This is a genomic window from Leptospira semungkisensis (assembly GCF_004770055.1).
GTDB lineage: Bacteria > Spirochaetota > Leptospiria > Leptospirales > Leptospiraceae > Leptospira_B > Leptospira_B semungkisensis.
In genome coordinates, this window is sequence record NZ_RQEP01000012.1 from 275,933 (window position 1) to 294,175 (window position 18,243).

The following is an 18,243-nucleotide window of genomic DNA, read 5'->3' on the forward strand; positions in this document are numbered from 1 at the left end:
GATATACACATGAATGGAATATATCACAAAATTGGAATACGTGCTGGCTTTCCTGAAGTCGTTAAGGCTTTATCGACTCAAGCAGGATTAGCAGGTTGGTGGACAAAAGAAGTAACAGGTAATTTTCCGAACGGAATCTCATCTGCAGGCGAATCTATCCGTTTTCACTTTGGAAAAGGAAGCTTCGATATGAAAGTACAAGAACTTTCCCCACAAAGAGTTCTTTGGGAATGTGCAATTGGACCGGAAGAATGGGTCGGCTCCCATATAGATTTTAAACTAACCCAAGGCACAGCCCCGGACGGAGGAGCAATGACTATCGTGTTCTTTCGGCACCAAGATTGGAAAACCGAGAATGAATTAACTGCTCATTGCAGCATGAAATGGGCAGTATTTCTACTCAGCCTAAGATCGTTTGTCGAAACCGGAAAAGGCCAACCCGCTCCGGACGATCTCAAGATTGATGATTGGAACTAAAGACCTTAAAGCGCGGATTCATTTCGCAATCCGCGCAATGTTCGGATAAACTCGCTCGCTTCTTTAATCACAATATCAGGAGTTTCTTTATGAGGGGAATGCTTCGCAGAAGGAATAATCTTCTTTGTAGAAGCGCCTGATACTTTGCCTGCAATTGAGCTCACTTGATCTTCACTTCCGTACTCATCATTTTCTCCTTGGAGAACTAAGACAGGACAACGAATAGACGGAAGAAAACTTTCAATATTCCAATTTCTGAATTCATTAGAAAGCCAAGTATTCGCCCAGGCCTGAAAGACAGCTTCTGCTTTATCCGAGTGATATTTCTCCAATGCTTGCTTCAATTTAGTTGTATTATAAGCAATCACGGCTTCTCTAATCCCATCTAAAGTAATCTCTTCTACAAAGACGTGAGCACCTTCTGTGATCACTCCGATAATTTGTTCCGGATATTTTGAGGCAGCGATCAGTGCAATAGAGCCGCCATCACTATGTCCGAAGAGAATTGCTTTTTCAATATTCAATTCTTGGATAATTCTATGTAAGATGTCCGCTTCCTTCTCTAAATAGGAATTGTCTCTTTTTTTCGGCGGGAAGGGACTGGATTTCCCGTAACCCACTCTATCATACACAATAGAATTACAATTTGCAGTCTCCGCCAGTTGGTTTGGGAAATTTTTCCACAAAGATATACATCCTAAGGAGTCATGCAGAAAAATTAGAACCGGAAGATCCTTATTCTCCTGTTCGAATTTCGAAATCCGAATAGAAGCTCCGTCTATTTCCAAATCAAACTCCAACACATTACTTTTTTCTTTCAGGTCCACAAAAGTCCTTTCCTTAATTTTGATCCTATATGATTATGTACCGACTGGTACGTACATAATCAAGAACTTTTCAAAGCTAAAGTAAGGAAGAAGAAAGCATGTCCGGAAAAGAAGACATTCTGGCAATAACTGCAGATCTATTCTACGTGAATGGATACAATAATACTGGACTCGCGGAGATACTCGATAAATGCAATCTTGCAAAGACGAGTTTGTACCATCATTTCGGATCCAAAGCCGGCCTTGGTCTGGCTTATCTAGAAATGATGAAAGAAGATCTATTCAATAGAATTTCATTATGGACTAGCAAGAGAAAATCGCTAAGCGAGTATCTGAGCAAATGGGTATGGTATATTAAGAAGAGTATAAAAGAAGAAAAATTTCACGGCTGCCCTTTCGCGAGCTTTGCATATCAGCTTTCTACCGCCGACGTAGAAATTTTTTCTCCAAAGATGGAGGAAATAAGCCAGGATTGGATAAAACAATTATCCAACTATGTGATTGACCTCCAAGAAAAAGGAAAGATTCGCAAAGATGCAAATGCGAAAGACATCGCATTAGATATGCTCAGTACTTACCAAGGATATGTAACTCTTTGGAAACTCACTCGAAATATAAAACATATAGAGATGATGGACCGCAAATTCAAAGAGATAGCAAGAAATGTAGAAACGATCGCATGATATACGAAAGAATATTGTTATATCATGTTGCTCTTATGTAGAGATCAAGCCTTAAGTAGACCGCGAAATCCTCTAACTGCATAATAAGAAGAAGCTCCATTATGATACAGAAAAACAGTATCATATCTACGATCGCAGAAAAGAGCACCACCAAGTTTTCTGATAGTAGAAGGCGTTTGCACCCAACTCGAGGTCTTCAGATCAAATTCTCCAAGCTTCTGCAACTCTCGATATTGCTCTTCAGTCAATAGCTCAATTCCCATTGCAGCTGCCAGATCAATCGCGCTATTTTTAGGCTTATGCTCTTTTCTTTCCTCCAATGCTTCGCGGTCATAGCAAAGGCTTCGGCGACCTTTAGGAGTTTCTTCTGAGCAATCATAGAAAATAAATTGGCCAGTCTTCTTATCGAGTGCAACCACATCCGGCTCACCGCCGCTAGCTTCCATTTCATTCAGAGACCAGAGTTTTTCTGGAGCAGCAGCCAACCTTATCTCCACTTTGGCCCAGTCCAGACCTTTATGACGTTCCTTATTCTTCTTAAAACGAGCTTTTAATATTTTGAGAAGATCTTCTTGCTCTTTTGAAGATAATTCTTTATGAATCGATTTAGCTTTGCTCATAATTTATGATATCACTCTGTCTATAGAAGTCTTATGCATTATTGATTCTCAGGGCAAGCGGATTGAGGCTTTAATAAATCAATATTCTTCTAATTTTTCCATAAAGTAATATTTCAATACACCGAAAATGCTTTTCTACTTGGGATGAAATCGATTATATTCTCCAAAATGGACTCAAACAAAATCACTGTTCAATCTACTATCTTAGCAGACGTCAAGAAAGTCTGGGAATACTATACGAATCCAGCACATATCATCAGCTGGAACTTTGCCTCGGATGATTGGCAATGCCCTTGGGCCAAAAACGATATGAAGCCTGGCGGCAAGTATAGTGCAAGAATGGAAGCGAAAGATGGGAGCTTCGGTTTTGAATTCGAAGCTATTTATGACTCAGTCATCCATCAAAAAGCTTTTGCGTATACGATGCTGGACGGACGAAAGGCTGAGGTCCAATTTGAAAACAAAGGAAATGGAACTCTTGTAACTGTAAGCTTCGATCCAGAGAAGATGAATCCGGCCGAAATGCAGAGAGGCGGTTGGCAGGCAATTCTAGATAACTTTAAAAAGTACACTGAGGCAAATTAAAGATCTAGATTTGTAGGAATTAAAATCATGAGAAAAGTCATTGTACTCGAATTTCTCACCCTCGACGGCGTAATCCAAGCAGGAGGTGGCCCAGAAGAAGATACAAGTGGTGGCTTCACCTACGGAGGTTGGCAGGTCCCTTATTCAGACGAGACTGTGGGAACAGTTATGAATAAGCAGATGAATCTACCGTTCGATCTCTTATTAGGACGTAAGACGTTTGAAATTTGGGCACCGTATTGGCCAAAGCATGCAGACTTCTGGCCGAGCGTCATGACGGCAACTAAGTACGTTGCCTCGAATACAATGACTTCTCATGAATGGCAACGCTCCGTATTTTTAAACGGAAACATTGTAGAGAAAATTACCAAACTCAAACAAGAAGAGGGTCCCGATCTGCATGTTTACGGAAGTGCGAACCTCGTTCAGACACTAATGAAACATGATTTGGTTGATGAATTCTGGCTAAAAATTTATCCGATCACATTAGGCAGCGGGAAACGATTATTTGTAGAAGGGACAATCCCTGCAGCATTCAAAGTAACGGAAAGTCAGGTCTCTCCAAGCGGAGTTATTATCGCGAACTACAAACGCGCAGGTGATGTTCAGACAGGAAGTTATTGAGCCTAGCAATTATTTTTCTGGCCATTCCCAATCATCCGAAAGGCGACCAATGAAATCATGATATGGAGATCCTTCATATCCAGAGTCAAATTGATCTATTTCAAATTCTTCAAGAACTTTAAGTGTTTCAAAAACGCCAACGACCACTTCATTTTCCAACATTTTTGCAAGAATCAATCGATCGCTTTCGGACAATCGCGCGAGAAATTGATTTATATGATATTCATCAGAGAAATCTTCTGCATCAGGCGTTGCATAGTTATTCCAAATACCGGACTTAACACGATTTGATCCGATTTTTCCTTGCCCAGTTTTACACATCTTCACAAGAGAATCGATGATGTTTCGATATTTTTGGGTTTTAACTGCCATGAGAAGAAGCGCCTAACGTAAATATGCAGATAGATTTGAAATACTGAACTTGAGAAGTGATTGTCTTCACTTATCATCAGGAGCATACCGAACAATAATGCCACCTGTAGCAAAAGGACGGGATTCAAGCAATTTGAGTTTTTTATAAGGAATCCCCTGATTGAACAAAAGTTTCCCCTTCCCTAAAAATACAGGTGCAATGCATAGACGGATCTCATCAAATAACTCCGCTTTCATTAAAGAATCAGAAAGATTACCACTACCGAATACAAACATATCCCCGTTTCCTTGCTGTTTTAATTTAGGGATTTCGGCGATTGCATCTTTTACTATTGTAGTATTTTTCCATTCAGCAGTTTTGAGAGTGGATGAACACGCAAGCTTTGGAAGCCCATTCATGAATTTGGCAACTTCTCCTTCGTCTCCACCTTCCGCGTTTGTCCAGTAGTCCGCCATGCCTTTGTATGTCGTTGCACCAAACACAAGCATATCGGCTGACCTTAATTGAGTAAGGCTCAATTCCTCCAGATCGTTGCCCCAGATAAGTTCGTGAAAACTCAAGTCCCAGCTTTTCTCGCCCTCAAAATATCCGTCTAGAGTGATCACATTCCACATGATTAGTTTTCTCATATATATTCCTTAGGAATCAGAAGTTAATAAACTACGGTTTTTAATGGGAAGAAGAAATCAAAATTATCTTCTTTTGAAAGCTTATTTCTAGTTTAGATAAAGAAAATTATTTATTGAAATGCGGTTAGCGACCAAAGGCTAACACAATCCCGCTCTTGCGTATCACTATTTATTCGTTGCCAAGTTCTTCTGCCAATCCAATGAGAATTCCCTCGGGTCCGCGTATGTAACAAAGTCGATATACATTTTCGTACTGCACCACTTCACCAACTAGCTGCGCACCGTGCTTGCTTAGTCTGACAAGAAGCTCATCCAGATTCTCTACAGTAAACATGACTCGCAAATAACCAAGAGAGTTCACGGGAGCATTCCTGTGATCGGCAACCGTAGTCGGGTTGAGAAATCGGGAGATCTCGAGCCGGCTATGGCCATCGGGCGTTACCATCATAGCAATCTCGACTTGCTGAGAATTTAATCCAGTTACTCGCCCTGCCCATTCTCCTTCGATCATGGCTCGCCCTTCAAGCTGTAGGCCCAGCTCGGAGAAAAACGAGATGGCCTCGTCGAGAGATTCCACAACGATGCCGACATTATGCATTCTTAATACTTTGTTTTTTGCCATCGTTCGAATGTCCCTTTCCCCTATCGCGATTCTATCACCTATTGATTGTTAGTTATCTAAACGCATTTTATAATGAAGAGCCATGGAGCCAGATTGAAAGGATCTCGAACCAAGAAAGTCTAGCCTAAGTGTGTTCTGCAATTTCACAGCATCAAATAATCGTGGACCCTTGCCCGCAATCACAGGATGGACTACAAAACGATACTCGTCAATCAAACGATGCTCAGAAAGCTGAGACGCAATACTAAGACTGCCTACAAGAATGTCTCCCCCAGATTGTTGCTTCAATTGAGTCACTTCTTCGATCATATTTGCACGGACAAGGCGAGTACTAGCGTCCGTTGTATGTTCCAATGAAGTTGAGAATAAGACCTTATCGATAGAGGTAAATATATCGGCAAACTCGTTTGATGTCTCTGACATAGATCGGTCTCTTGCAACATCCGGCCAAAAAGGAACCATAAGCTCATAAGTGATCCGACCATATAGCATAAGACTTGCAGAGCGCAGAAGATCAGTAAAGTATTTATGCAATTCATCATCAGCAACCATATCTGTATGGCCGCAATACCCATCCGCGCTAATGTTAATTCCAAAAATGATTTTTCTCATATATCTAATCATAAAGTGACTACTTGAAAGTTCAAGTGCTGATTGAAAGGGTTTTTAATAAAAAGAATGTAGCTTGGTGCAATGGTGAAGGCATTTTTTCTTTTGAAGAAAATAGTCAATCATTCTGTTTGCTCAAAGAAAATCGCCTTATGCTCAATAAACCCCGATTCATAATAATTTCCGATTAAATCGAGAATTGTCCCAACATCCATTTCATTATTCGATCTCATTTGGACCCATGGAGATTGTTCACAATCTACTTCAAATATTATAAAATACTTAGATAAATTAGCTATATAACTTTCTAATAGAAACTTGAACTCGCTATAGTTAGGAATGACCGATGAGTATTGCCAGCTCGAGGAATAGCAAAGAGAGATTTGCGAGTAATTGGAGGAGTTTTCAATTAATCTATGACTAACCGGTTTATCATTTACAATGCCTAGGATTTTTCCCTTGTACTGCAAAAACTTTTCAACGGAATCTCCAAGAGATGATTCAATCGGTTGGACAAGAGCCCTATCAAGTTCCGTAGTCAGAATTAATAGTTCGAATGAGTCGATCGTGGGCATTTAGTTGTTCCACCTGAAATATTAATTCTTCATTAACTTAAATAATTCTTTTAACTTCTTCATCGTAATAAACTTGCATCCACTCAATTCCATTTGATGCAGGAAGTAGTACAGAGATATTATCATTCTCAACTTCCTTTTTTGCACTCTTTATCGCGCTGATTGAATTACCAGTATTTGGATTAGTGAAGATACCAATACTATGACATTTTTCAAGAATACTTTCAAAGTTAAAATTATTAGGTAAGACTATTAATATAGAACCGCGTTTCCAGCTATGTGCGTTCCATAAATATTCAAAGCCGTCAATCACCTCCTTTGACAAATCGATTTCGAATTTACCTTTCGATTTAATTAATATGGGTGACGCCAATTGATATAACTCTGAAGAGACGTCTATACCATATACGATTATTTTAATGGCTGATTCAACAATCGGTCGCAAAATTGCATCATGACAAGGCATTTTACTTTTCTCATCATAGTACCATCTGATATCTTCAGGTGTTATAGATGCTTTGAAATGTTTCACTGGCTTATTTCTTTAAAATTGTTTACTCTAGTCAAGAGCTAGTTTGAAAATCATCTATTGAAAGTTTCGCTTAACAACCGGCACACGATGATGTTTTGTAACAGCGGAGTTTGTTTCGAAAACAAAATAATAGAAATACAATACATCGAAGGCAAAGATCCAAAGTATCTAGCAGTGTAACGTCAAGGCCTGCAATTAGGTTTAGTAGATTTGCTAGTTTGCAATTTTGCTTAAGTACTCTATAGCAAAATTTTCGGCCTTGGAGAATTCTCGGACTTTAAATTCGGAAAGATCTTCTCTTAATTCTCTGTATAACTTGGCGACGTTCATTATACTTTCTTTAATTGATATGAAATCATATTTTGGGACAGTCGATTTCAATTTTTCAAGGTCGCTTGCATCCAGAATAAATTCTAACTTTCTAACTCCCCGGGGAAGGCTCTTATTTTTTAAATGGAGCATGGGACCCAACACAATGCTCCTAATGAATGACAAAAAGTCAATTGCCTCAAAATACTCCCCTCTCCCTAACTTTGCGGTGGCGTAGTGAACCCAAACCCAAAATCTATCTTCAATCCATTGGAAATCGGGATTCGGCCATTTCGCTTTCGTAGTTTCAAGGATCTGTGAAAGTTCGGCGCTATTCTTATAGACAAAGAAAGGGTCCTCAACTCGATCTTTCATTTCTGTAAGTTGCACAAACTTAAAGTCTACGTGAAGAAATGGCGCTTCATATAAACAAATTAAGAGCCTACTCTCTCCTACATGTTCGCCAGTAAATGCAGATAGCAATTGGCCAAAGTTAGATGCGAAGTCCACCATTTGCTGACGCTCATAGCGGATCCCGTCTCTCAACACTATTACAAAATCGATATCTGAATATTCATCAAGATCCTTAGAAAGATACGAACCGCCGACTCCGACACCTTGAACCTCTTCTCTTTTCAAAGCGAATTCTTTCACTTTATCGATAAATTGATTTATTTTTTGCATAATGTTCGAGGTTGTTTACAGCTAGCTGCGTTGATGATGGTTGGGCGACAGTATTCGGGAAATGACTATAATAGAAGTTAGTGCAATTTTTGTCGCTTCTTCATCATGTCCAGAAGAAGTTGCATCCGTTTTTCTCTAGTTTCCGGCTTCTTTGCTGTTTCTAACCGCCAAGCAATAGCATATGTATTTGTCTTATTCAACGTTTTAAAAAAATCGTAAGCTTCCTTGTCTTTCTTAAGTATTGCTAGAAAATCAGCGGGAATTTTCATCTGACTGGGAGAATCATAAGCCTTATCCCACCTACCGTCTTTCTTTGCAGCATCAATTTCTTTGAGTCCGGATGGTTGCATTCGCTTTTCTTTAATAAGCTGGGCCACTCTTGTTCTATTACGTTTTGACCATAGACTCTTTGATCTGCGTGGAGTAAATTTTTGAAGCCATGATTTTTCATCATACGTTTTCTTTTGACCATCGATCCAACCAAAGCAAAGTGCTTCATCCAATGCCTCATCATAAGTGATCGTTGCTTCACCAAAATCTTTCTTAAAAATTCGAAGCCAAATACCTTTACTGGCAATGGCATAATTTACAGTGAGCCATTTATTCCATTGCTTTGCGGATGTAAACGATTGGATGAGGGGTTCAGTATTTTCGGTCATGGCGGTACGATGTTTTTGTGGTCGTTTTTATTTGTAGATAGCATGAGCGTTAGAACATTGCAAATAATGGTCAGAACGGAAAGTTATGCGCCGAACATTAATACAACCATCAAGATATTTTTTTGATCGTATATATTAAAGTCATCACCTTCATGTGCCATAAGGAAATAGCTTGTTCCGCAAATAAATTTCCATCGTCACTCACACTTAAAATTAAGCTATCACGAAAACTCTTTATGTATTTTGCCCAAATAGACCCTTCTTCACCTCTTAAGAGAAAGTAGAAACCTGGGTCTCCAAATCTATCGCCAGAAGCGTTTAGAATAAAGTTACCATTTGTCTTAATACTCGGTTGAAGCAATACGGTTGCACTTCCATTTGGTAACGGAAAAGTAGCCTTAACGCATTTCGCCCCGGAGTTTAACGTACAAATCTCATAGATCCCCAAATATAGAACTTGTTTATTAAATTTATTTATTCGCAACCATATTGTATATTTTGTTCTCTTTCGGTTAGGCTCTAACAATTCAATAATCTCATTGGATAAAGACTGTGAGCTTTTATCAGAGTTAGGAATATTAAACTGGTTTAGTCTGAAACTAAACAAATAATTAATAACCCAACCAAGCAATTTAAATATCGGATTCCATTTTACTTTTAAGTTTAAAGTATAACTTTCAGTATTTTCATAAAAATCAACTATTTGAGTGGGAATCAACTGAAGGTCCGTCTTATTTGGAAACAAATCTTTAAAGGATTTAAGCAAACCCCTCCTCTTTCGTGACTTATCAATTAAAAGATTTTCAGATTGTGCTAAGTTATTAATGAAATTATGACCTACAAAATCTGAAGTACCAATTGGGCCATGAAGAAATTCAAAGTCGCTATAGCTTATCTTTCTACCAAATAGAATTACCCACAGTTGTGTAAGCCAGTCTAGTTTAGATTGATCACCATTCAATATTTTCATTTATATCAAATGGCGATTTGAAAATATAACTTCATTTCCCATCCACTTTCCAACTTCCGATAAAGGCTTAAACCTTAAGGTTACGAATTCAAAATGGAAATCTTTTCTTTCTCTCTCCTTCATAGCATCAATGTGACGTTTTGGCTGAGGGATATTACTCAAACCGTTAACCATATCAGTCATCTCTTTAACGGACTTCCAAATGGTAAATGTTGAAACAGTATTGGGCAACCTTATAGACGCTAAAGCAAATATTTTGCCCGGATGATCCCGCACAAGTTTTTCAACCGGTTTACCCCAATGGATGAATCTAGGAATTTGAAAAAACTTCATTCTTGCTATCGTAACCGCTACAACAACAGAATCCGTTGCAAGCTTTTCGTTGTTCATTTCGAGATTGGAAGTTTTAAGCCCACTAAGAGACCCCCATTGCCTGACTAACTCCAACCGGGTGTGCCAACTCTTTGCAAGTATTTTCCCAAAGTTATGATTTGTTAAAAAATAATCTAATGAAGATTCATTCTCCCATTGAGCAAAGAAAGCTATTTGCCTAAATAACATCCGTCTTGGCGAAATTATTGAACTACCTAATGTCATCACCGTCATTCGTTCGTAGTGAATTATCCCATCAATGCTTCGAAGATAACTAGGACATAGAAATAGTTTTAGCCCCATAAGGAATGGGACATTTGCTAAGTGATATGAGAAAATTGGCATAAATAATTAACGCAGGTTAGTGTATAAATAGATTGTGAACAGGAAATTACTATTTATATTTCCTAAACACAAAAATTGAGTTTAATGTTTGCCGCATGACCGACCCAGGGTTGGTAACGTTTTGTGATGGTATGAGTTTGTTCTGTAAACGAAGTGAATGTGGCGAAGGCCGGAGTGAGAGTAGCGTTAGCGAGCTCGAAGCGAAGCGGAAGTGTCGATAGTTAGACGGCGTTTTGAATTAATTTCTATACCATTTAGCTCTGTAATTGTCTTTCATCTTATCTTGATGACTTCTAATTTCATTAATTGATATATTGTATTTTTCCCGATATCCGTCAATACCACCAATTCTTTGAAAAAATAATGCAGAAAAATCCATTAGCTTTTCCTTTTTAGAATCAGAAGAACTTAAATATTTATTCGTAAAAAATGTTTCAGGATTTTTTGATATCTGCAAGAGCTCAATATCCAATAGATTCGATTTTAATAAATTGCAATCTCGACAAGCGGGAACTACGTTGCCGGCTAAATGCTTTCCTGTTTTGCTTATCGGATCAAAATGGTCAAGATGAACAGTTCCATTAAAATAATCTGATTTTTCGAATAGTATACCGCAATAATAGCACCTCGGATTTTTAAGATATCCATCGGTAATATTGTAAGCAATCCAAAGAGCATTCATTCGCACGTCGTGGCGCAATTTGTACCGAATCGAACTGCCCCTTTTGAAAATATTCTCAAAAATATCAGGTTCCTGAACATACAACGATTTGATTTCGGGCCATCTGCACATCATTCGAGCCTTTGAGCTCGCATATATTTTGTTAATTCTAGATAGAAAACTATTCATTATTTATATATATTAGCGTCTCCAAGAAAGTGTTAATATTTTTATTCAAAAAGTAGATTTTCAAAATGTCGTCTAACGACCAAGGCTTGGCAACGTTTCGCGAGTCCGTAAGGACTTGGCACGAAGCTTGCTGTGCAAGATGAGTGACAAAGCGGAATTTGCCGGAGGCCGAGCGAGAGTGCAAAGCATCTCGAAGCGATGCGTCAGAGCCGATAGTTAGGCGAAGTGATAATCTTCTTATATTTGAGTAATTGCCTGTTTCACAGCTTCAAAAAAGCCGTTAATTCTTGGTTCATTTTTCTTTATACTATTGTCCTTATAATCAATTGAAAGCAAAAACTCCCCTGGCCCAGAAGGATATGACATTAAATATTTTTCTTTCATTCGTCTTTTATAAGAAGTAAAAGATGAGTCCGACTTATGAACTATATAATTTCTAACTATGGCGATAGTATCCAAATATTCATCAAGACTGCCCTTTAAAATTGGAAATGGGTTAGCGTCAACGCCAACCATTCTTTTCGATATTTCTATTAATTCGTTATAGGATCGAAAATCAAAATACTTTCCACCTTTTCTGATCAGCGCGAAAGCCAAACCAACAGGTATTTTTTTAATCCCTCTCACATTATTTTCGAGCAAAAAATGATCAGGGGAATGATTAATCACTGAGACCAATCTTTTCTCCGCAAATCGTTCCCAGATAGATTGCAAATTCACTAAGATCATGCAAACTACCCATCTATTGTCCTCAACGGTAAGTGACTGGAGTTCATTGAACTTTTTGTAGCGAGCGACTACTTCAGATAGTTCAACCTCTGTCTTTCTTCGCAAATTGTTCACATCGGCTTTTTTAGGCACATTTGTCTCCCGAATAGAATGAACTGAAGGTACTACCAAAACTCTTGATGACTAAACACCGTTATAGAATAAATTCATTATCATTTCGCCTAACGACCAAGGCTTGACGACGTTTCGCGAGTGCGTAAGCACTTGGCGCGAGACTTGCCCTGCAAGGCGAGTGACAAAGCGAAATGTGCCGGAGGCCAAGCGAGAGTTGCGTAGCGATCTCGAAGCGCTGCGTCAGAGCCGATAGTTAAGCGCCGTTGATATATTATTTCAACTAAAACTCTTTTAGCTATTTTGCCAGCTTCGAATTACGAAGAACATCAATTAAAACATCGATCTTATTTACAACCACGGACAAAGAATCTGAGGCAAAAGACCCCGGGATGGGACTTTGAAACTTACTTTTTCCACTCATATTTCGATCGGAATAATTAAATACGTTATCAACTAAGCTCGCAATTGGTAAATTCTCATCAGAGGCAAACACAAGAGCAATTCGAGTTCTAATTAGACCGATTTTAAAATGTTCATATTTGTTTGCCTCTCCAATATGAAACCTATACAACGCTAACATAATTCCTACTAAAGAAATAAGAAGTAATACCAGTGATATAATTATTGTTTCAGGAGATTTATCTGTAAATAAATTGAAATAGCTTTTAACAGAATCGGCGTTAGCGCTCTTCATAATTTCTATTGCATCCGCAGCATTCGGCTTTGAGCTACTCTTTGAATACGACAGAACTTCAAGTATTGATGCGCCGACTGTGAGCAGTAGCAAAAGAGCACCAAAAAGAAAAATATTTGCTCTCCACTTATTTTTAGAAATTACGTTATCACAAATTTCTATTCCTTCATCGAAAGACTCTTGCCAGCTTGATTCTTCAATTTCTTTTTCAGCTATACTTTTTTTCATTCATTTATTCCCTACGAAAATGTATTTATATCAATGGCGCTTAACGACCGAGGTGCTCCGACGTTCGCAATGGCACGAGTTTGCTTTGCAAACGAAGTGACAGAAGCGAATGTGGCGAAGCCCAAGCGAGCGGGTTGCGAAGCAAGCCCCGAGCGGCGCGGAGGCACCGTAAGTTAGACGTAGTTGCCTAATTATAATTGATTACAGTAATCAATTCTGTCGAGTTAAACATATCAACAGGAGAAATTACTGGCTCAGAGTAAGGAATATTATTTCCATATCGCTTTTTCATTAAATACTGTACTTTTGATGATGATAGATCAAAATCTTTTAAAGTCTTTAAATCACCTAATTTCTTGCCTGTAAATTTATCATATAATTTCCAGATTAATTCAGTACAATAAATACGATCATCTTGCCAGCCAAAATAAATATCATAATGCCGGCCTAACAGAGAATCTCCATATTGTTTCATTTCTTGAATTTTACTATTAGTTAATACTTTTTCGCGATCTTTAAGGCGCTTGATAACATAATGGTTTTTCTGACCTCTTTTAATAAAAGAAGACAAAGGAGTAATTCTTACAGGTTCAACTGCTTCAAGAACCTTATAATCATTACCGTATTTAAAAATAATTCCCACATGTGTGTATCGTGATTTAGTCGCCGCTTTAATTGCTTTAGCTTGTTCAGAGCTTGATTCGTGAAATATAATATCCCCTTCCATCAAATCAGAAGATTTAATCTGTTCAGCATTCAAATTCCAGAAAGACGTAGAAAGAATTATTACTAGGAAAAGCGTCTTATTCATTTTTTCTTCTTTAATTGTATTTTTAGGCAATTACGTCTAACGACTAAGGTGTTCCGACGTTCGCAACGGCGCGAGTTTGCTCTGCAAACGAAGTGACGGAAGCGAATGTGGCGTAGCCCAAGCAAGAGTTGCGTAAGCAAGCTCGAAGCGCTGCGGAAGCACCGATAGTTAGGCGAAGTAACCTCCTGGCAAGAATTGCTTAGAAGTTATCAGACCTCGTATTATAAGAGACACCATTTACTGCATTCATTAAGTCCCTACGAATATAATTTAAACAGTTTTGCTCGATATATTTTAATTCATCTCTGTCTGACGGTCCTTCTACACTTTCAACACCATGCCTATTCGCAATTAAGTAAACTACATCCTCGAAGATTACTCTTATTTTGTTATCTTTTGTAGTTACATCTAATGAAAACGAAATATAATCAACGTCTCCTACAATACTACCAAACGAATCCATTTTATTGCATTGATATTTCACATTGGAAACTATCCTTCCATTCGGTTTATCTTTAATTTGAACTGCCCAATTAGAGTTATTCAAGTTTTTTGCAAACCAAATTAATGCCCTGTCGTAAGCTTCATCTTTCTTGATTTTAGTTTCTGAAATAAAAGAAACTTCTCTTTCTTTCTTCGGCGACAAAGACACGCAAGATATGAAAGCCAAAAAAGAAAGTAGTATAATATTTTTTCCCATTTATTGTTTTACCTTTGCTTTTTTTTATGAGAACTAATTGAACTCGCAAATTATTTTCAGTTCATGTATAGTGAAATTTTTGAGGTTATTTCGCCTAACGACCAGTAATTGTCGAAGTTCCGCGCGTCCGAAGGACTTGGCGTGAGGCTTGCTTTGCAAGACGAGTGACAAAGCGGAATTTGGCGAAGCCCAAGCAAGGGTCGCGAAGCGATCCCGAAGCGAAGCGACAATTTTTAGTTATCTGCTGTGCCGCGCCCCGAATTCTAACCGGCGCAGCCAAGGAAGGCGAAGCCGGTTACGGTTAGGGAACGCCAAAAGAATTACGATTTTCAGATATCCAGTAAATCTCTTGGTTTAACTTTTAATCGTTTCGAAAGCTTGAAAATTGAGTTGGCAGTGAAATTAGCCCTACCCGCTTCAATATCTTGTAAAGTTCTTACAGGAACGGCGTAATCGCCTTCATCCATATTTTCCTGAGTAAGTCCCTTATCCTTCCGAACTTTTTGAATATTCTTTCCGACTTTTATTAAAAATTCTTCGAAATCCACACACGGTATATTGCGGCATGGTTGACAAAAAGTGAACGCGGTATACCGTGGGACATGTATTCTTTACGAATCTCTGTTCAAAAAGGTTCCTTTATGTCGGAAAAATCTAAAAACAAGTCTCAAGGTGTTGTCCGAAAATGGCCTAAATCGGAGATAATAAGGAGAATTTCCGATGAAGAGAAGAAAGCTTTTTATCATCAGCTAAAAGTGGCCAGAATAGAAGCAAATCTTACTCAGACGCAAGTAGGTAAAATGATTAAAAGGAGCAGAAGTCAAGTTTCAAAGATAGAATCTGGTAAATGCAGGTTGTACATGGATGAATTTTTAAAGTTCATGGAGATCTCCTTTCTTCTTTTACTCTGTATTTACTACTAATGGGATCATTAAATCTAAAAAGAAAGCCCGAGTAAAATCTGCGAAGCAGTTTTAACGAGAGCAATTAGAAAGTGAGTTATAGGGTTATGCGTCCCGATCGCGAAGCGTTCGGGTGGACCGGTTTGTAAGGATCGGACAGGCGCGGAATGTTTTTAATATTAGCTAAACTTATTTTTATATTCAATAAGTATTGGATCATTTTCGGACAACACAATGGCTTCATCTATATATTCATGAAACTTATCGTTTTGACCAAGCCCTAAATATGATTCGGCATACATTCGGCAGATTTTGATCATTTTCCCATCATAGACTTGTGGAACTTTTGATAAATAGCTATCTAAATTATTTATAATATTTCGATAACATTCATTTCTCTCATATTTATTAGATTTACCAATAATTTTAATATTTCGGCGAACCATTTTGACCTTTTCATACTCTGCATTAGAAAGAGAATACAACATTTCATCTCGATTTCTCTCAACCGTTGCTATTTCGCGAGCGTCCTTGTAACTTTTGATGGCGAGATCGAAATTTTTCTGTTTTAACAAATTATCACCAATATGTTTTAAATACAAATAATTTGGCTTAGCCTCATTCGCCTTGCGAAGACAAAGAATAGCTTCTTGCAAGTTATTTTTATACTGCGATTGAAATATTGAATATATGTACCAAACGTAGCTTTCATTCGGATAATCTTTTGTTACCTTTTTGAATAGAGTGTCTGCTTCCTCAATTTCACCGAATTCCGCATGCTTCATAGCTTTATCTGAGATTTTTCTCGGGATCAAAGATCCCTTATCTATACTCCGCTCTTCTACAACAAATAACTTATATGATTCGATATCTTTCAAATGATAGAATTCTTTTAGTTTTTCTTCTAAGAATGATACTTTTTCAACTTCAGTATTGATAAATAAAATATACTTCTTTATTAGAGGCAATACAGTATAGCTTTCAATTTCTTGATTATAAACCACTGTAATTAATGAGAGAGCTTTTAACTGATTTGTAAGATCAAAAATGGACGTTTTCAAGTCTCCTTCCAAGATATAACTCAAAGCATCGTGGTTCAAGTCATCTGTTGACAGACAGAAGAGCAAAAGAATCTTTCTATGATCTTCGTCGAGTAACTTATATTGCCCCTCAAAGCAGAATTTAGTTAAATCGTCTTCATTCTTGCTAATAGCATTCTTAATACTAGCAAAAGATTTTCCAAGGTAAATCTGCCCCAAAATACTAGATAGGGCAATGGGCAAACCAGAAGATAAGGAAATAATTTCATTAGAATATTGCTCAATCTTTTTCATTTGAAGACCTGTTGATAAACAATAATTCGAAATAAACTCACTCGAGTCCGAATAGGATAAATTATTGATATTTACATGCTGATTTACATCGAAATGGAATTCACGACTTGTTAAGAGAACTTTTGTAGGTAAAGGAAGGTCATATAAAAAGTCCCAGATAGCTTTTAAATTGTCCTTACGAATAGTTTCCAGATTATCAATTATAATAAACAGCCTTGTTTCTTCTGCGATCTGATAGATAACTTTGGTTTTTTTAATTTGGTCGTATTCTTTATATTCATGAAATCCTGTTACTTCGAGTATGATATCTAATAGTTGATTTAAATGTTCGAATGCTTGCGTTAACGGCGAAATCTTTCCGTTCTTTAAAACGGTGTTTTTTGCTGAAACCCAAATGATATATTCAAAATATAATTCGGATGACTTTTCAAAAAGAAGAATATTATGACAAAATTTTAATGAGATAGCGGTCTTTCCTACTCCACCAATACCATCTAAGGCAGTCAAATAATGCCTACGATGTGCGATACATTTTTCTAATTCTAAAAGTTCCTCTTTTCTCCCTACAAATTCTTTAAAATCAGGATCAGGAACATTGTGTAAAATTCCCGTCTTCGACTTCCGAACATTGGTTTGTAAAGGTTTGATGCCAAATAAAGAATAATCGATATCAAATAACTCCTGGATATTTTGTGCAGAAGTTTTTATATATGTGCCTTTTCCTCCGGGACCGTGATACTGTATTTTTTTATGTTGAATCTCAAAGCGGTTATACAGCAATATATTTCCATCTCTCAGTACCATTAATGGTCGTAAAGAGACTAATGAGTCATTAACAAATAGGTATATACCTTCTTCCGTATAATTTTGAGATAATTTCGCAGGATCGATTGAAGTTGCTAAGCCTGCAATTTGCACTGACTCGTATTCACCCTCAGAAGTTTCGTCGATATATAAAACCGGAATTTCGAATACCGGATTAATAAACGATATTATATCTTTCAAAAGTGGAAGCAACGATGAGTTAAGGCTTTCAGCAGTCTCCTCAGGTATCAAAGAATGGCTTACTAAGTTATTCTTCAATTTTATAAGATATTCGAAGTATTCGACCGTATTGAATGTATCTTTATTGTTAAATTCCTTATTTATAAAGAGAAAATACCGCTGCAAGAATGACCTTGTATTTTCACTTCTATGATTGGAATATAATAGCGAATACCAACTTTTATCTTTGTCTCTTAAAGTCTTAAGGCTAATTTTCAATAACTGTAGCCAAGTTCCTTCAGTCGGTATATCATAGTTTGAAACGATAAACTTTTCAACTTCAGGACTTGCATAGCCAGAAGTACGTAACTTTGATATTGAGACTATTGCTATGTATTTAAT

Annotated in this window: 23 protein-coding genes; 5 read left to right on the forward strand and 18 right to left on the reverse strand. The window is 37.6% G+C overall.

The genetic code is table 11. The annotated features are described in order from the left end of the window. Positions 1-9: 9 nt before the first annotated feature. Entirely contained in the window at positions 10-477 is a 468-nt protein-coding gene (locus EHO59_RS10870) for an SRPBCC family protein (protein WP_135587937.1), read from the forward strand. A gap of 5 nt (positions 478-482) precedes the next feature. Here the strand turns inward: EHO59_RS10870 and EHO59_RS10875 are convergent, their stop codons facing one another. After that, positions 483-1,304: an alpha/beta fold hydrolase gene (locus tag EHO59_RS10875; RefSeq protein ID WP_246052829.1), complete on the reverse strand. Its 822-nt coding sequence runs from the start codon at positions 1,302-1,304 to the stop codon at positions 483-485. A 98-nt stretch (positions 1,305-1,402) separates the two neighbouring features. Here EHO59_RS10875 and EHO59_RS10880 point away from each other — a divergent pair, with 98 nt between their 5' ends. Beyond that, a complete protein-coding gene (locus EHO59_RS10880; protein WP_135587861.1) occupies positions 1,403-1,987 on the forward strand; it encodes a TetR/AcrR family transcriptional regulator in 585 nt (194 codons plus the stop codon). A 44-nt stretch (positions 1,988-2,031) separates the two neighbouring features. Here the strand turns inward: EHO59_RS10880 and EHO59_RS10885 are convergent, their stop codons facing one another. Further along, positions 2,032-2,607: a DUF4256 domain-containing protein gene (locus EHO59_RS10885; protein WP_135587863.1), complete on the reverse strand. Its 576-nt coding sequence runs from the start codon at positions 2,605-2,607 to the stop codon at positions 2,032-2,034. A gap of 168 nt (positions 2,608-2,775) precedes the next feature. On the opposite strand from EHO59_RS10885, the gene EHO59_RS10890 reads away from it, so the two are divergent. Both EHO59_RS10890 and EHO59_RS10895 read left to right on the forward strand, forming a co-directional pair. Continuing rightward, complete coding sequence (locus EHO59_RS10890) at positions 2,776-3,192, forward strand: SRPBCC family protein (RefSeq protein ID WP_135587865.1); 417 nt, start codon at positions 2,776-2,778, stop codon at positions 3,190-3,192. Positions 3,193-3,219: 27 nt separating this feature from the next. Beyond that, positions 3,220-3,816, forward strand: coding sequence for a dihydrofolate reductase family protein (locus tag EHO59_RS10895; RefSeq protein ID WP_135587867.1), 597 nt, complete (start codon positions 3,220-3,222; stop codon positions 3,814-3,816). 9 nt (positions 3,817-3,825) lie between these two features. On the opposite strand, the gene EHO59_RS10900 is transcribed toward EHO59_RS10895, so the two are convergent. The 15 genes from EHO59_RS10900 to EHO59_RS10970 form a co-directional block, all read right to left on the reverse strand. Continuing rightward, a complete protein-coding gene (locus EHO59_RS10900) occupies positions 3,826-4,188 on the reverse strand; it encodes a DUF6547 family protein (RefSeq protein ID WP_135587869.1) in 363 nt (120 codons plus the stop codon). 66 nt (positions 4,189-4,254) lie between these two features. Further along, entirely contained in the window at positions 4,255-4,818 is a 564-nt protein-coding gene (locus EHO59_RS10905) for a dihydrofolate reductase family protein (protein ID WP_135587871.1), read from the reverse strand. Positions 4,819-4,987: 169 nt separating this feature from the next. Then, positions 4,988-5,440 carry a VOC family protein gene (locus EHO59_RS10910; RefSeq protein WP_135587873.1) on the reverse strand — a complete coding sequence of 151 codons (453 nt, stop codon included), beginning with the start codon at positions 5,438-5,440 and terminating at the stop codon, positions 4,988-4,990. 48 nt (positions 5,441-5,488) lie between these two features. Continuing rightward, complete coding sequence (locus tag EHO59_RS10915; RefSeq protein ID WP_135587875.1) at positions 5,489-6,052, reverse strand: dihydrofolate reductase family protein; 564 nt, start codon at positions 6,050-6,052, stop codon at positions 5,489-5,491. 609 nt (positions 6,053-6,661) lie between these two features. Continuing rightward, positions 6,662-7,156: a hypothetical protein gene (locus EHO59_RS10920; RefSeq protein ID WP_135587877.1), complete on the reverse strand. Its 495-nt coding sequence runs from the start codon at positions 7,154-7,156 to the stop codon at positions 6,662-6,664. Between the two features lie 213 nt (positions 7,157-7,369). Continuing rightward, entirely contained in the window at positions 7,370-8,149 is a 780-nt protein-coding gene (locus EHO59_RS10925; RefSeq protein WP_135587879.1) for a nucleotidyltransferase domain-containing protein, read from the reverse strand. A gap of 77 nt (positions 8,150-8,226) precedes the next feature. Next, entirely contained in the window at positions 8,227-8,808 is a 582-nt protein-coding gene (locus EHO59_RS10930) for a YdeI/OmpD-associated family protein (RefSeq protein WP_135587881.1), read from the reverse strand. Positions 8,809-8,917: 109 nt separating this feature from the next. After that, a complete protein-coding gene (locus EHO59_RS10935; protein WP_135587883.1) occupies positions 8,918-9,778 on the reverse strand; it encodes a hypothetical protein in 861 nt (286 codons plus the stop codon). Next, entirely contained in the window at positions 9,779-10,375 is a 597-nt protein-coding gene (locus EHO59_RS10940; protein WP_210413063.1) for a hypothetical protein, read from the reverse strand. Between the two features lie 358 nt (positions 10,376-10,733). Beyond that, on the reverse strand, positions 10,734-11,177 hold the full coding sequence (locus tag EHO59_RS10945; protein ID WP_246052831.1) for an HNH endonuclease: 444 nt from the start codon (positions 11,175-11,177) through the stop codon (positions 10,734-10,736). Positions 11,178-11,582: 405 nt separating this feature from the next. Beyond that, entirely contained in the window at positions 11,583-12,206 is a 624-nt protein-coding gene (locus EHO59_RS10950; RefSeq protein ID WP_135587889.1) for a hypothetical protein, read from the reverse strand. A 277-nt stretch (positions 12,207-12,483) separates the two neighbouring features. After that, positions 12,484-13,110 (reverse strand): hypothetical protein, encoded by a 627-nt coding sequence (locus EHO59_RS10955; RefSeq protein WP_135587891.1) that lies wholly within the window; start codon positions 13,108-13,110, stop codon positions 12,484-12,486. Between the two features lie 187 nt (positions 13,111-13,297). Next, positions 13,298-13,921 carry a YiiX family permuted papain-like enzyme gene (locus EHO59_RS10960; RefSeq protein ID WP_135587893.1) on the reverse strand — a complete coding sequence of 208 codons (624 nt, stop codon included), beginning with the start codon at positions 13,919-13,921 and terminating at the stop codon, positions 13,298-13,300. A gap of 199 nt (positions 13,922-14,120) precedes the next feature. Next, on the reverse strand, positions 14,121-14,621 hold the full coding sequence (locus tag EHO59_RS10965; protein WP_135587895.1) for a DUF4468 domain-containing protein: 501 nt from the start codon (positions 14,619-14,621) through the stop codon (positions 14,121-14,123). A 329-nt stretch (positions 14,622-14,950) separates the two neighbouring features. Next, a complete protein-coding gene (locus EHO59_RS10970) occupies positions 14,951-15,169 on the reverse strand; it encodes a helix-turn-helix domain-containing protein (RefSeq protein WP_100787772.1) in 219 nt (72 codons plus the stop codon). A gap of 93 nt (positions 15,170-15,262) precedes the next feature. Between EHO59_RS10970 and EHO59_RS10975 the strand changes: the two genes are divergently transcribed. After that, positions 15,263-15,544: a helix-turn-helix transcriptional regulator gene (locus tag EHO59_RS10975; protein WP_246052833.1), complete on the forward strand. Its 282-nt coding sequence runs from the start codon at positions 15,263-15,265 to the stop codon at positions 15,542-15,544. Positions 15,545-15,702: 158 nt separating this feature from the next. On the opposite strand, the gene EHO59_RS10980 is transcribed toward EHO59_RS10975, so the two are convergent. Further along, the coding region (locus EHO59_RS10980; protein WP_135587897.1) for an NB-ARC domain-containing protein at positions 15,703-18,243 on the reverse strand (2,541 nt) is incomplete at its 5' end.

Bases quoted from the DNA above. Each gene is read 5' to 3' on its own strand.
- EHO59_RS10870 (WP_135587937.1), top strand. From the start codon at position 10: ATGAATGGAATATATCACAAAATTGGAATACGTGCTGGCTTTCCTGAA.
- EHO59_RS10880 (WP_135587861.1), top strand. From the start codon at position 1,403: ATGTCCGGAAAAGAAGACATTCTGGCAATAACTGCAGATCTATTCTAC.
- EHO59_RS10885 (WP_135587863.1), bottom strand. From the start codon at position 2,607: ATGAGCAAAGCTAAATCGATTCATAAAGAATTATCTTCAAAAGAGCAA.
- EHO59_RS10890 (WP_135587865.1), top strand. From the start codon at position 2,776: ATGGACTCAAACAAAATCACTGTTCAATCTACTATCTTAGCAGACGTC.
- EHO59_RS10895 (WP_135587867.1), top strand. From the start codon at position 3,220: ATGAGAAAAGTCATTGTACTCGAATTTCTCACCCTCGACGGCGTAATC.
- EHO59_RS10900 (WP_135587869.1), bottom strand. From the start codon at position 4,188: ATGGCAGTTAAAACCCAAAAATATCGAAACATCATCGATTCTCTTGTG.
- EHO59_RS10905 (WP_135587871.1), bottom strand. From the start codon at position 4,818: ATGAGAAAACTAATCATGTGGAATGTGATCACTCTAGACGGATATTTT.
- EHO59_RS10910 (WP_135587873.1), bottom strand. From the start codon at position 5,440: ATGGCAAAAAACAAAGTATTAAGAATGCATAATGTCGGCATCGTTGTG.
- EHO59_RS10915 (WP_135587875.1), bottom strand. From the start codon at position 6,052: ATGAGAAAAATCATTTTTGGAATTAACATTAGCGCGGATGGGTATTGC.
- EHO59_RS10925 (WP_135587879.1), bottom strand. From the start codon at position 8,149: ATGCAAAAAATAAATCAATTTATCGATAAAGTGAAAGAATTCGCTTTG.
- EHO59_RS10930 (WP_135587881.1), bottom strand. From the start codon at position 8,808: ATGACCGAAAATACTGAACCCCTCATCCAATCGTTTACATCCGCAAAG.
- EHO59_RS10935 (WP_135587883.1), bottom strand. From the start codon at position 9,778: ATGAAAATATTGAATGGTGATCAATCTAAACTAGACTGGCTTACACAA.
- EHO59_RS10940 (WP_210413063.1), bottom strand. From the start codon at position 10,375: ATGACATTAGGTAGTTCAATAATTTCGCCAAGACGGATGTTATTTAGG.
- EHO59_RS10945 (WP_246052831.1), bottom strand. From the start codon at position 11,177: ATGAATGCTCTTTGGATTGCTTACAATATTACCGATGGATATCTTAAA.
- EHO59_RS10955 (WP_135587891.1), bottom strand. From the start codon at position 13,110: ATGAAAAAAAGTATAGCTGAAAAAGAAATTGAAGAATCAAGCTGGCAA.
- EHO59_RS10960 (WP_135587893.1), bottom strand. From the start codon at position 13,921: ATGAATAAGACGCTTTTCCTAGTAATAATTCTTTCTACGTCTTTCTGG.
- EHO59_RS10965 (WP_135587895.1), bottom strand. From the start codon at position 14,621: ATGGGAAAAAATATTATACTACTTTCTTTTTTGGCTTTCATATCTTGC.
- EHO59_RS10975 (WP_246052833.1), top strand. From the start codon at position 15,263: ATGTCGGAAAAATCTAAAAACAAGTCTCAAGGTGTTGTCCGAAAATGG.